We start from the raw sequence: 13533 nt of genomic DNA on the forward strand, positions 1-13533 counted from the left end.
TCTCGGAGAGGCGAATGTGGCAACTACCAAAGGCGAAGCGACTGACCAGGATTCCGTGGTGGAACCGGTGGAACCAGACGACGTCACAGCGGATGACGCCGTAGAGGAAGACGCGGTTCAGGACGACGCCGCCGAGGGCGGGGTCTGGGACGAAAGCGACTCCCCGGCCCTGCGCAAGGCGCGCAAGGAAGCGGAGCTCACCGCGGGCGGCGACTCGACCCGGGCGTATCTGAAGCAGATCGGCCGAGTGCCGCTGCTGTCCGCGGCCGAAGAGGTCGATCTGGCCATTCGGATCGAGGTCGGCCTGTATGCGGGGGAGAAGCTGCGCGCCGAAGCCGCCGGGCCTGGTCTCACCGCCGCGCGTCGCCGCGACCTGTCCTGGGTCGAACGCGACGGCATCCGGGCCAAGGATCACCTGCTGGAGGCGAATCTGCGACTGGTGGTGTCGATCGCCAAGCGCTACACCGGGCGCGGCATGGCCTTCCTGGACCTGATCCAGGAGGGCAACCTGGGCCTGGTGCGCGCGGTCGAGAAATTCGACTACAGCAAGGGATTCAAGTTCTCGACCTACGCCACCTGGTGGATCCGTCAGGCCATCACCCGGGCCATGGCCGACCAGGCCCGCACCATTCGCATTCCGGTGCACATGGTCGAGATCATCAACAAGCTCGGCCGGGTGCAGCGCGAGTTGCTGCAGGAGCTGGGCCGCGAGGCCACCCCCGAGGAACTCGCCAAGGAATTGGACATCACCCCCGCGAAGGTCCTCGAGATCCGCCAGATCGCCCGTGAGCCGATCTCGCTGGATCAGACCATCGGCGATGAGGGCGACAGCCAATTCGGCGATTTCATCGAGGATTCCGAGGCGATCATCGCCGTCGAGGCGGTGGCCTTCACGCTGCTGCAGGAGCAGCTGCGGGCGGTCCTGGCCACCCTCACCGAGCGTGAAGCCGGTGTCATGTACCTGCGCTACGGTCTCGGCGACGGTCAGCCGCGTACCCTCGACGACATCGGCAAGGTCTACGGCGTCACCCGCGAGCGCATCCGCCAGATCGAGTCGAAGACGATGTCGAAACTGCGCCACCCCTCGCGCTCCCAGTCCCTGCAGGGCTACCTCGAATAGCCGGTGCTGACATCGGCTCGAGGCTCGATCCCGCTGCGCGACAGGAAATGTCGCCGGGCCGCAGGCCGCGCCGGTGTCCGAGGATCCGGTGGTCGGCAACTGGCAGCAGTGCGGGGATCGACCCGGGGACCGCGACGGCGTTGTCGGGTCGTGCGCGGGTCAGCGCAGGACGGTCACCGAGGTCGGGGCCGGGTCGCTGAGCTCGGTCTCGGGCAGCAGCAGGTGGCCGGCGAAGCCGAGGGTCAGCATGCCGATAACGAATGCGGTGGCGATTCGGTAGTTGATACGGCGGGGCTGCTGGACGGTGAAGTATCCGAAATTGCGATCGGCGAACTGAATTTGGTTGTTCATGATTCTCCATTCGAGGTGCGACTCGCGAGAACGGGGGTTGCCCGTGCCGGGGGCCGCGGTTGATCTCGAGCATGAATCTATCGCGTGAGCTGGGCGAAAGCGAGGCGTTAGAACGGCGGTGGCGTGCTGCGGCGCACATCGAAAGCCATGCTGTATGGCGGTTTTCGTGGCATTGAACCGACGGCCGATCACGGACCGGTATCGCGTTAGGTGAATCCCACGAAGCGACAGCCCTTTTTGAGAGGCGCGGGTTACATATGCGGCTGGGAAATAGTCGTGGTTATGTGCGCCACATCAGTTCTTCGGCCCTCGCAATCGGGCTCGCACCACCTCGCGATTGACCGCCGCGACCGCGGTCAGCGGAATGCTCTCGGGGCAGACCGCCGCGCATTCGCCGTAGCTCGAGCACGGCCCGAACTCCTCCTCCATCTGCCCGGCCAGGCTGCGCGCGCGACGGCTGCGCTCCTGTTTGCCGCGGGTGACTGTACCCAGGTGCAGGAGTTTGGCTCCGGCGTAGAGATGGGCCGCGCCGTTGGGGCACGCGGCAACGCATGCGCCGCAACCGATGCAGGCGGCGAAATCCAGTGCGTATTCGGCGTCGTCGTGGGGGAGCGGTTCGCTGTCGGCGTCGGCGGCGGTGCCCGCGTCCACGGCGATATGACCGCCCGCCTTGATCAAACGGTCCAGGGCGGAACGATCCACCACCAGGTCGCGCACCACCGGGTAGGCCCCCGAGCGGAACGGTTCGATCCGCACCCGCGCGCCGTCGGTGAACGAGCGCACGTGCTGGCGGCAGGCGGGAGTGTTGGGCAGCGGGCCGTGCGGGCGGCCGTCGACGGTGATTCCGCAAGAGCCGCAGACACCTTCACGGCAGTCGGAGTCGAAGGCCACCGGGTCGCGGCCCGACGCGACCAGGCTGTCGTTGAGTCGGTCGAGCAGTTCCAGCAGCGACATCTCCGGGGTGGCGTCCTCGACGATGTAGTCCTCGTAGCCGCCGGGCGCGGCCGCGTCGGCCTGCCGCCAGATCTGCAACGTCAGCCTCATACGTAGTTCCTCGTCTGTAGCGGGACGGCGGCGAACGTCAGCGGTTCGGCGTGGCGGATCTGCGGGCCCTCGGGCCGGTACTCCCACGCCGAGACGAACGCCCAGTTGGCGTCGTCGCGGCGCGCCTCGCCGTCGCGGGTCTGGTGCTCGACCCGGAAGTGCGCGCCGCAGGACTCGTCCCGATCGAGCGCGTCCAGGCACATGAGCCGGGCCAGACCGAGGAAATCGGCGACGCGTCCGGCCTTTTCGAGTTCCTGATTGAACTGCTCACCGGTCCCGGCGACCCGCAGATCGGACCAGAATTCGGCGGTCAGCTTGTCGATCGCGGCAATCGTGTCGGCCAGCCCCTGCGCCGACCGCGACACCCCGCACCCGGCGTAGAGCAACTCGCCGAGTCGGCGATGGAAGCGATCCGGACCCTGGGTGCCGCCGATCGACAACAGCGCCCCGACGCGGCTTTCGACCTCGGCGACCGTCGCGGTCACGGCGGGATCGTCGGCGGCCAGGGGCGTGGTGCCGAGTTGTCCCGCGAGATAACTGGGCACCGAGTACGGCAGCGTGAACCAGCCGTCCACACACGCCGACAGCAGCGAGTTCGCGCCCAGCCGGTTCGCGCCGTGATACCCCCAGCTCGCCTCACCGGCCACGAAAAGCCCTGGGATGGAGGTCATCTGGTCGAAATCGCTCCACAGTCCGCCCATGGAGAAGTGCGCGCCGGGCGCGATCCGCATGGGCGTGCGGTAGGGATCCTCGCCGGTGGCATCGCGGTACATCGTGAAAAGGTTGCCGTAGCGCTCGGCGATGGTGTCGCGGCCGAGCCGGGCCAGTGCGTCCCGGAAATCCAGGTACACGCTGTTTTTCAGCGGACCGACCCCGTGGCCGGAGTCGATCTGCGTGCGGGCGGCGCGGGAGGAGACGTCGCGCGGCGAGAGGTTGCCGTAGGACGGGTACATGCGCTCGAGGTAGTAGTCGCGCTCGTTCTCGGGGATATCGCCCGGGTCGCGGTCGTCACAGGCCTTGGCGGGCACCCAGATTCGGCCGTCGTTGCGCAGGGATTCGCTCATCAGAATGGTTTTCGACTGCCATTCCGAGTTCACCGGCAGCGCGGTCGGATGGAACTGGATGAAGGCGGGCGAGGCGAACAACGCGCCCCGCATGTGCGCCCGCCAGGTCGCGGTCGCATTCGAATTGCGGGCCAGGGTCGAACGATAGAAGACATTGCCGTAGCCGCCCGTCGCCAGCACCACCGCGTGCCCGGTGGTGGCGGTGACCGCGCCGGTGACCAGATCGCGCGCCACGATGCCGCGCGCCTGGCCGTCGGAGACGATGAGATCGAGCATCTCGCTGCGGGTGTGCAGGTTCACCGTGCCCGCGTGCACCTGCCGCAGCAACGCCTGACTGGCGGCGACCTGCAATTGCTGCCCGGTCTGGCCGCGCGTGTAATAGGTGCGCGAGACCTGCACGCCACCGAACGATCGAGTCGCCAGGCTGCCGCCGTACTCGCGCGCGAAGGGCGCGCCGATGGCGTTCATGTGATCGATCACCCGCGCCGACTCGGCGGCCAGCCGGAAGCAATCCGCCTCGCGGGCACGGAAATCCCCGCCCTTGACGGTGTCCTTGACGAAGCGTGCCACGCTGTCGTTGTCGACCTTGCGCGCCCGCGCGGCATTGATGCCGCCCTGCGCGGCCACACTGTGTGCGCGCCGCGGCGCGTCGTGGAAGGTGAAACATTCGACGTGGAAGCCGAGTTCGCCCAGCGCCGCCGCGCAGCCCGCGCCCGCCAGGCCGGTGCCCACCACGATCACGGTGAACTTGCGTCGATTGAGCGGGCTGACGAGCCGGTAGTCCAGGCAGCGCTGCTGCCAGGCGCGGGCCGGATCGCCCTCGGGGACACCGCCGCTGATCGGCGCGCCGACCGTGCGCAGCCCGGCCAAGGGGTCGACCATCATGACACCACTCCGATCCACACGGCGACGGGAATCGTCATATTGCCGACCATCACCGCCAGCGCCAGCAGGCCGCCCAGCGCCACGCACACCTGACGGGTGCGCTGCCCGGTGATGCCGAGATCATTGACCGCCGTCCACAATCCGTGCGCCAGGTGCGCGCCGAGCAAGGCCATGGCCAGCAGGTAGAACACCGCGACGGCGGGCCGGTCGAAGCTGGCGACCAGATTGGCGTAGGCGTGGCTGGTGGTGCGGGTGGCGTCGGTGAACGAGGTGCTGGCGAACGGCCGCGCGCCCACGGTCAGATCCAGGATGTGGAAGACGATGAACAGCAACAACACCAGGCCGGTGACCAGCATGGTGCGCGCGGTGAACGACCGCAGACCGGTCAGGCCCTTGCGCCGGAACTTGCCGCGGGCCGCATGCGCCCGCCGAGTCAGCAGCACCGCGGACCCGACATGGGCGATCAGGCAACCCAGCAGCACCACCCGGAAGATCCACAGCGCGCCCTCGTAGGGCAGGAAGGGCTGCAGCAGCGTCCGTAGCCAGTGCGCGTATTCGTCGAAGTGCTCGGGACCCAGGTAGACCTTCAGATTGCCGACCATGTGGACCAGCACGAACAGCGCGAAAATGACGCCTGTCACGGCCATGATCAGCTTCAAGGTGATGGATGACGGTCGTATCCGCGACTCCCACCGGGGTCGTGCGGCAGCGGGACCGCGAGCCACCTCGTGGCCCGCGTCGGCGGTTTCGACGATCTCGGCAGCATGCGTCATCGCATCCGAACCTCCTCGAATTCAGAAGGTACCGTCGCCTTCCCTCATCGTCCGGCAACCACACGGCTACATTCAGGTCTCCGTGAATGTGCTCGAGTCGCCGCCGGGATTGTCTGAGACGGTCTAGCCTGGAGTGATGGAGAGTCTTGTGACCGTGCTGTCGCGGATGGCGAGCGGCGCGCACCGGGTCGTCTTCGATCGCACCAACGGTCAAGTGCTGGGCGGGATTCCGGGCACCAAGGTGGTGCGGCTGACCACCGTCGGCCGCAAGACCGGGCAGCCCCGGGTCACCATGCTGAGCACGCCACTGCCGGTGGGGGAGCGGGTGGTGCTGATCGCGTCCTTCGGCGGCGAACCCCGGCATCCGCAGTGGTATCGGAACCTGTGTGCCGATCCGCATGTCACCGTGAACATCTCCGGGACCGAACGCCGGATGATCGCGCGCACAGCCGATTCGGCCGAACGCGCCGCGCTCTGGCGGCAGATTGTTTGCCGCGCCCCGAACTATGCGCTCTACCAGCTGCGCACCGCCCGCGAGATTCCCGTGGTGATCCTGGAAAACGATTCCGCGACATAGCGATTCGCGGACCGGCGGACGGCGGGGGACGGGGTCTGGCAAGGTTGCGGAGCATGGGATCGATTTCGGGGGTCCCGGATGAGGAGTCGTTCGGGGAGCGGCTGCGGCAGTGGCGCAAGATTCGCCATGTCAGCCAGGCCGAACTCGCCGAGCGGGTGGGGGTCAGCACGCGGGTGCTGTCGATGGTGGAGGCGGGGCGGACCGGGCCCGAACGGGAACTGGTGCTGCGCGTGACCGATGTGCTGGACCTTGGCCTGCTCGATCGCAATCAGCTGCTGCGGGCGGCGGGGTTCGCGCCGATGTATCCCGATGTGACCGTGCACGATCCGCGCTGGACACCGTTCACCTCGGCCATGGATCGACTGTTGCGCGGGCACGAACCCTTCCCGGCGCTGGTGCTCGACGCCTACGGGACGGTGATCGCGGCCAATCAGGGCTGTGAGGTGCTGTTCGGGCGGGACCCGGTGGGCACCAACATGATCGAGCGCTACATCGTGGAGAGCACGGCCCCCGACACCGAGTCCGACTGGTCGGAGGTCGCCTGGGCGGCCCGCGCCCGGCTGCGCGCGCACCTCGCCCGCTCACCGTCCGACGAGCGGCTGCCCGGGCTGATCGCGCGCCTGGACGCCATGCTCGCCGGGCTACCGGCCCCGCGCCACGACTCCGGCGAGCTGGTCGCCTGCTCCACCTTCCGCCGCGGTGCGCGCCTGATCCGCACCGGGCTGCTGGCGGCCCACTTCGACGCCGCCCACGACATCACCCTCGAGGAACTGCGGATGGAGCTGTTCTATCCGCTCGACCTCGCCTCCGAGGAATTCTTCCGATCCCGCTGATGGGGGGTGCGAAGATCGGCGGCGGTGCCCGACTCCTCCGCGCGACGGCGGTACGCGGCTTATGCTCGGGTTGGTAAGGCTCGTTGTCGTATCGGGGTCGCTGTGGGGCAGATCGATCCGTTTTCTACGCGCCGCGATGTGACCTCTGGGTTCGTCGCGGAATTGGCGGCGGCCGGATTCGGGGAGGCGGTCGAGATCGGCCGGGGCGGGTTCGGGGTCGTGTACCGCTGCTTTCAACCCGCACTCGAGCGCACCGTCGCCATCAAGGTGCTCACCGCGGACCTCGAGTCCGATGCCCTGGAACGGTTCGTGCGCGAACAGCTGGCCATGGGCAAGCTGTGCGGGCACCCGAATATCGTGACCGTCTACGAGGCGGGCTCCACCGACACCGGGCGGCCGTTCATCGTCATGCCCTACCACTCGCAGGGGTCCCTGGATGCGCGGATCCAGGAACGCGGACCCGTGGACTGGCAGGAACTGCTGCACTACGGGGTCAAACTGTCGGGCGCGCTGGAGACCGCGCACCGGCGCGGCCTGCTGCACCGGGATGTGAAGCCGGGCAACATCCTGCTCACCGAATACGGGGAACCGCAGCTGGCCGACTTCGGGATCGCCCGGCTGACAGGCGGTTTCGAGACCGCGGCGGGCACGGTCGCCGGATCGCCCGCCTACACCGCGCCCGAGGTGCTGCAGGGCCAGACCCCCGACGTCACCGCCGATGTCTACGGGCTCGCGGCCACCCTGTTCTGCGCCGGGACCGGGCACGCGGTGTTCGAGCGGCGCAGCGGCGAACAATTGATCGCGCAGTTCGTGCGGATCACCAAGCACCCGTTGCCCGATCTCGGGGACGCGGGACTGCCGCCGGAACTGACCGGGGTGATCGAGGCCGCCATGGCGCGGGAACGCACCGAACGGCCCAAGTCGGCCGCCGAATTCGGGGCGGCGTTGCGGGAGATCCAAGAGCGGCAGGGACTCTCGCCGGATGAGATGGCGATTCCGCTGCCCACTCTGGAGCCCGACGGCCTCGACGGCCTGACCAGTGGGTCGGGGCGGATCACGCCGTCCGGATTCACCCCGGCGGGCCAGACACCGACGTCGAGTCGCCGCCGCGCCGGGCGCACCACGAGCGCGACCCCGCCCGTTCCGGCCACCCGGTTGCGCCCGCCCACCCTCTCCCGGGCCCTCGTGTCGCGCCCGCGTCTGCTCGATGCCTTGCATTCGGCCAGTGACCGCCGGCTCGCGGTCGTGCACGGCCCCACCGGTTTCGGCAAGACCACCCTCGCCGCGCAGTGGTGCGCCGCGGTCACCGCGGCGGGCGATTCGGTGGCCTGGCTGACCGTCGACAGCGATGACGACAATGTGGTGTGGTTCCTTTCCCATCTGATCGAGGCCATCCGCAATGCCCGGCCCGCCCTGGCGCGTGAACTCGGTGAGCTGCTCGAGGAGCACGGCGACGCCGCCGGACGGTTCGTGCTCACCTCGCTCATCAATGACATCGACCGGCGCGGTGAGCAATTGACGGTGGTCATCGACGACTGGCATCGCGTCGCGGCCCCCGACACCCAGGCCGCGCTGCGCTTCCTCATCGAGAGCTGCAGCCCAGCCCTGCGCATCCTGGTGACCAGCCGACACCAGACCGGGCTGCCCATGAGCTCCATGCGCGCCCGCGGCGATCTGGTGGAAATCGACACCGCCGCCTTGCGTTTCACCGCCGGAGAAGCCTATGACCTGCTGGTCGAGTTGGACGGGCTGGACCTGGACCGCGGCGATGTGGAGGATCTCACCGAGTCCACCGGCGGCTGGGCGGCGGCGCTGCAGTTGGCGGCATTGTCGTTGCGTAGCAGCGAGGATCCGGGGCAGCTGATCGGGCAGCTCACCGGGCGGCATCACGCCATCGGCGAATTCCTGGCCGAGAACGTGCTGGAAGCCCTCGAACCCGGCGTGCTGGATTTCATGGTGGCGACCTCGCTCACCGAACGCACCTGCGGCGAGCTGGCCACGGCGCTCACCGGGGTCGCGGACGGGCAGGCGCTGCTGGAACAGATCGAGCAGCAGGATCTGTTCCTGCGCCGCCTCGATGGCGGGCAATGGTTCCAATACCACCAGCTGTTCCAGGACTTCCTGCGGCAACGCCTCGAATACGGCCGCCCGGAACAGATCGAGGCGCTGCATCGCACCGCCTCGCAATGGTTCGCCGAGCATCGGCATGTGAGCGAGGCCGTCGATCACGCGCTGCTGGCCGGGGACGAGCAGCGGGCCGTGGAAATCGTGGAGCGGGACGGCATGTCGCTGCTCGAGTACGGGCAGATGGCCAGCCTCATCGGCCTGGTGAACAAGTTGCCGCCCGCGGTGATCGAGACGCATCCGCGGCTGCAACTGGATCTGGCGTGGGCGAATATCCTGCTGCACCGGGCCGGGCCCGCCGAACGCGCACTGGCACTGGCGGAAACGACGCTCGAGCACATCGACCCGCAGGCGCGGGCGTTGTTGCGGGCCGAGGCGGGGGTGGTGCGCGCGGTGGTGACGGTGCGCGCCGATGTGCTGACCGGTGTGGAGGAGTTCCTCGCACCATGTTTCGCGCTGGCCGACGAGCTGTCGCCGTACGTGGTGGCCATCGGGGCGAATGTGGCCAGTCTCGCGGCGGGCTACCGCTACGATTTCGACGAGGCGGTCCGCATCCAGGAATGGTCGGCGCCGTACATGCGGCGAAACAAGGGGTTCTACAACAATATTCACGGCCTGTGCTTCCTGGGCCTGGCCGCCAGCCTGCAGCTCGACATCCCGCGCGCGGAGGAGTACTTCCGGGCCGCGTTGAAGATCGCGAAGCAGTCCGGCGGCAGTCATTCCTACGGTGCGCGGCTGGCCGGTTCGCTGCTGGGCGAACTGCTCTACGAGCGTGGCGAACTCGCCGAGGCCGAACGCTTGCTCGATGACGGCTACAAGCTCGGCCCCGATGCCGGTGTCGTCGATTTCAAACTTGCGCGCTATGTGGTCGGCGCACGCGTGAAAGCGCTGCGCGGCGATCGGGCCGCCGCCATCCGCCGCTTGAACGAGGGTGCGCGCGTGGCCATCTCGATGTCGCTGCCTCGCCTGCGCGCCGAAGTCGAGAACGAGCGCCTGCGCCTGGGCCTGCCCCCGCACCCCGAATTCGGCCCGCTCCCGGTCGTCGACCACGCCCACCGCCGCACCCCGACCGACCAGATCGACGAATTCACCGTCCTCTACGAGGAATTCACCGCCATCCGCCTGTTGCTCGCCGGATCCGCCCCCGCCAGCCGCGAACTCGCCCGCACCTGGGCCCAGGAATGGGTCGACCTCCTCGAATCCGTCCGCCGCCCCCGCGAACTCCTCAAGGCCCGCCGCCTCCTGGTCGCCTGCCTCGCCGCCACCGACCACCTCGACGAAGCCAAATCCCTCCTCGCCACCGTCACCGCCCAATGCGCCGAACACGGCTCCGTCCGCTACATCCTTGACGGCGGCCCCCACGTAGTAGCCACCCTCGCCGCCCTCCACACCGACCAACTAGCAGGCAACTGGCACCCCGACTGGCCCGAAGTCCCACCCGCCTTCCTCCAGGCCTTGGTCGAAGCCCATGCCGCCCAAACCATCTGAGACCCCGTGATTCCGGCGGCCTGTCGTCCCGGCGGCGCACGGTCGTGGCGGCCCAGCGTCCCACCCCGTCATTCCGGCGCGCTTTTGGCCGGAATCCACACTCGCAGTGCAAGCGCGGCCGGTGTGGATCCCGGCCAAAAGCATGCCGGGATGACGAGAGGATTCGTGGCGGGATGAGGAGGGGAGGCATTGCCCGGGTGAAATGTCCGTTGTGCCCGGATTGTTGGGGGCGGCGTCGGGGTGGGCGTTTTCAGTACAGTGGGCGCGCTGGATATCGAGTTGGGCAGGGATGACGGGTGACGGAACCTCTACACGAGGCGCATGAGCGGGCCAGTTGGGCGGAGTTGTTCTTCGATCTGGTGCTGGTGTTCGCGGTGACGCAGGCGGCGCATGTGGCGTTCGCGGGGCAGAGCTGGGGCTCGGTCGGGCAGACGGTGCTGCTGCTGGGGATCATGTGGTGGTCGTGGGTGGGGACCACGCTGTCCGTGCACGGGGTGGAGGATTCGAATCGGCAGCGGCTGTTCCTGTTCGCCTGCGGGCTGTGCATGTTCGTGGTCGCGATCACCGCGCCGCACGCGTTCACCGGGCACGCGCAGCCGCTCATGCTGGCGCTCGCGCATCTGGCATTGCGGGTGATGCTGTGGGTGGAGATGCAGCGCAAGCGGGCGTTCGCGCAGGCGGGGGCATTCGCCAACTGGTTCAATCCGTTCACCGTCACCGTTTTCGCGGCCGTGATCCTGGTGGTCGCGGCGCTGGTGCCCGCGGGCGGGCTGCGCAACGGGCTGTGGATCGTGGCCGTCCTGCTCGCCTTCGGCGGTCCCGCCCTGCTGGCGCGGCGGCTGCAGACGGTGCAGTTCGGGGCGACGCATCTGCCCGAACGCTTCGCCACCTTCGTCATCATCGCGCTCGGCGAGACCGTCGCCTCGGTGGGATCCGAAGCGGCGGAAGCGCATCTGGGGGTGGTGGCCTGGATCGCGGTGGTGCTGATCTTCCTGCTCGGCTGCGGCCTGTGGTGGCTGTACTTCGCCTACGGCTTCTCCGCGGTCGAACATTCCCTACGCACCAATCAGATTCGCGGCAATGTGGTGCGCGACGTGCTCAGCTACGGGCATCTGCTGCTGGTCATCGGCCTGGTGCTGGTGGCGGTCGGTGCGCGCACCATGGTCGAGCATCCGACCGCGGTCGCGCACGGCGCGGCCGGATACCTGCTGCCGCTGGGCGCGACCCTGTTCGTGACGACGTTCCTGTTCACCCGCTGGCGCATGTTCGGTGCGGCGACCCTGGGCCGGTTGATCACCGCCCTGGTGCTGGCCGCGCTCACCGCCGCCGCCCCGCTGCTGCCGCAGATCGCGGTGCTGGCGCTGACGACGGCGATTCTGGCCGCGCTCAATATCTTCGAGCACTGGATCGTCTCGACCGGCCGCCCGCTCCTGCTGCTGCGGCACCCGTTCCGGGCGCGCTAACCCACCGGCACGATCGTGGCGACGATGGTCTGGATCTGATCGTCGTGGATCACGAAGGTCTCGGTGATGTCCACGGTCACCAGTCGCACGCCGCCGAAGCCGGAATCGAGCAGGTAGCGGGTCGTCACGGTGTCGCCGTCCTCGCTGATGTGCAGGTCGTGGATGCGTTGGATGACCGAGTACTGCACGCCGTGGTCGAGGTCGTTGGTGAGTTGCGGTCCGGAGAAACCGGTTTGCAGGCCCGCCTCGACCCGGGTCGCGTCGGGCGCGAACGGGACGTTCGAGGCGTCATGGCTGACCAGCGCGAAGATGTAGGAGGCCGCGATCTCGGCATGGCGGGTCCGGAGTGGCTGTGCGTCCGCGGTGGCGATACCGGTCGCGGGCCCGAGCGCCGCGACCGCCGCCACCGACAGAACTGCAACATGTCCTAATTTCATCCGCTGATGCTGGCTCGAGCACCGCTGCCGCGCAACCGGTTCCGCAAATCCGCGACCCGGTCGCGCACGGTCGGCCGGACGGGCTCGCCGCCGACGAACTCCGCCAGATCGGCGATCACCGCCGAATCCACATGCTGCGGAACCAGATAGCTCGCCGGTGTGGACGGACCGGTCCCGGGGAAGAGCATGTGGTCATCGGCGGGGTAAACCCGCACGGTGGCATCCGCGCCCGCGAGCCCCGCCTCCCATCCGGGCAGGTCCTCCTCGGCCGTGACCTGATAGTCGCGGCCACCCTGCACGAGCAGGATCGGCCGGTCGAGCGCGGCGGCGGTGGCGACCTGGTCGTAGTCGCGCAGATCCAGCCAGTAGGAGGCGGGCCAGCCGAACAACAGCTCGGCGGTGGGGGTTTGCGCCGACAGCTGGGGACTCTCGGTGCACGCGACCTGTTTCCGGGTGGCGGCCAGGATGTCGGTCAGGTCCTCCTCCGGCTGCACCGCCGCGATGTGGTGCAGGGCGCGCAGGATGGACCGGGTCAGCGGAACCGTGTCCCCGGCCAGGATGATCACACCGGCGATGCCCGGATCCGCGGCCGCGATGCGCGGTGCCGCCTTACCACCGCCGCTGTGCCCGGCCACGAAGACCCGCGCCGGATCGACCCCGGGCTCCCGCCGCAGCAACTCGACCGCCGCGAGCGCGTGCGGAAGGTATTCGTCGACCATGGTGAAGCCGGGGGCGGATTCGGATCCGCCGTGCGTGTGCCCCACTTTGTCGAAGCGCACCACCGCCACACCGCGCGCGGCCAGCCCCCAGGCGAGGTCCTTGAACGGCTTGTTCGGGCCGACGGTGACATCGCGATCGTTGGGTCCCGAGGACACCAGCACGACGGCGGGCCGCGGGCCGCGCCCCTTGGGCAACGTCAGCGTGCCCGAGACCGCGGTGGCACCCGAACCCAGGCTGATCTCCCGTTCGGTGAACAGTCGGGGCGAAGCGTAATCCGGTGCGGTCCAGCCGGATTCGGAGGGCGCGGCCAGTCGCAGACCGTGCAGCAGGCCCGCGGCGTCGATCGCCAGGTGGACCGCCAGGCCGCCGCTCTCGCAGGTCACGAGCACCTGCGTCCTGGTCAGCCCGTCGTCGGAGAGTTCGACCGCGGGCGTGCCGAGCTCGCGCACCGCCCCGATCCTGGCGATCTCCCCGGTCCAGCCGACGCGCACGGTCTCGGCGGAGATCACGGCCGCCATGCGCGGTGCGAACAGGGTCGCGAGTTCGTCGAAGCGTTCGTCGCGCAGCAGCTCGGCGACGGTGGTGGCCACGGTCGCGGGGTTCTTGTCGGTGGTGGAGTCGTGGTGAACGGTCATGCCGCCGAACCTTTCTCAA

At 68.7% G+C, this 13533-nt stretch carries 10 protein-coding genes and 1 pseudogene; 5 read left to right on the plus strand and 6 right to left on the minus strand.

Going from position 1 to position 13533, the window contains the following annotated elements; genetic code table 11:
- Positions 1-34: 34 nt before the first annotated feature.
- Positions 35-1120 (plus strand): annotated as a pseudogene (locus ACYVN4_RS32225) (RNA polymerase sigma factor); the annotation flags it as partial.
- A gap of 159 nt (positions 1121-1279) precedes the next feature.
- Here the strand turns inward: ACYVN4_RS32225 and ACYVN4_RS32230 are convergent.
- The 4 genes from ACYVN4_RS32230 to ACYVN4_RS32245 form a co-directional block, all read right to left on the minus strand.
- Positions 1280-1471: a hypothetical protein gene (locus ACYVN4_RS32230; protein WP_460725746.1), complete on the minus strand. Its 192-nt coding sequence runs from the start codon at positions 1469-1471 to the stop codon at positions 1280-1282.
- A 294-nt stretch (positions 1472-1765) separates the two neighbouring features.
- Complete coding sequence (locus ACYVN4_RS32235; RefSeq protein ID WP_460725747.1) at positions 1766-2515, minus strand: succinate dehydrogenase/fumarate reductase iron-sulfur subunit; 750 nt, start codon at positions 2513-2515, stop codon at positions 1766-1768.
- Positions 2512-4464: a fumarate reductase/succinate dehydrogenase flavoprotein subunit gene (locus ACYVN4_RS32240; protein ID WP_460725748.1), complete on the minus strand. Its 1953-nt coding sequence runs from the start codon at positions 4462-4464 to the stop codon at positions 2512-2514. Before ACYVN4_RS32240 ends, ACYVN4_RS32235 begins: the two co-directional genes overlap by 4 nt.
- Complete coding sequence (locus ACYVN4_RS32245; protein WP_460725749.1) at positions 4461-5237, minus strand: succinate dehydrogenase cytochrome b subunit; 777 nt, start codon at positions 5235-5237, stop codon at positions 4461-4463. Before ACYVN4_RS32245 ends, ACYVN4_RS32240 begins: the two co-directional genes overlap by 4 nt.
- A gap of 136 nt (positions 5238-5373) precedes the next feature.
- Here ACYVN4_RS32245 and ACYVN4_RS32250 point away from each other — a divergent pair, with 136 nt between their 5' ends.
- The 4 genes from ACYVN4_RS32250 to ACYVN4_RS32265 all read left to right on the plus strand — a co-directional run bounded on the left by ACYVN4_RS32250 (position 5374) and on the right by ACYVN4_RS32265 (position 11722).
- On the plus strand, positions 5374-5814 hold the full coding sequence (locus tag ACYVN4_RS32250; RefSeq protein WP_460725750.1) for a nitroreductase family deazaflavin-dependent oxidoreductase: 441 nt from the start codon (positions 5374-5376) through the stop codon (positions 5812-5814).
- A 53-nt stretch (positions 5815-5867) separates the two neighbouring features.
- Positions 5868-6647: an MmyB family transcriptional regulator gene (locus ACYVN4_RS32255; RefSeq protein WP_460725751.1), complete on the plus strand. Its 780-nt coding sequence runs from the start codon at positions 5868-5870 to the stop codon at positions 6645-6647.
- 102 nt (positions 6648-6749) lie between these two features.
- Positions 6750-10259, plus strand: coding sequence for a protein kinase domain-containing protein (locus ACYVN4_RS32260; protein ID WP_460725752.1), 3510 nt, complete (start codon positions 6750-6752; stop codon positions 10257-10259).
- Between the two features lie 296 nt (positions 10260-10555).
- A complete protein-coding gene (locus tag ACYVN4_RS32265; RefSeq protein WP_460725753.1) occupies positions 10556-11722 on the plus strand; it encodes a low temperature requirement protein A in 1167 nt (388 codons plus the stop codon).
- On the opposite strand, the gene ACYVN4_RS32270 is transcribed toward ACYVN4_RS32265, so the two are convergent.
- Entirely contained in the window at positions 11719-12159 is a 441-nt protein-coding gene (locus tag ACYVN4_RS32270) for a hypothetical protein (RefSeq protein WP_460725754.1), read from the minus strand. The two genes, ACYVN4_RS32265 and ACYVN4_RS32270, sit on opposite strands and share 4 nt — an antisense overlap.
- On the minus strand, positions 12156-13514 hold the full coding sequence (locus ACYVN4_RS32275) for an alpha/beta hydrolase (protein WP_460725755.1): 1359 nt from the start codon (positions 13512-13514) through the stop codon (positions 12156-12158). Before ACYVN4_RS32275 ends, ACYVN4_RS32270 begins: the two co-directional genes overlap by 4 nt.
- Between the last annotated feature and the right edge of the window lie 19 nt (positions 13515-13533).

It is taken from the genome of Nocardia heshunensis (assembly GCF_054782115.1).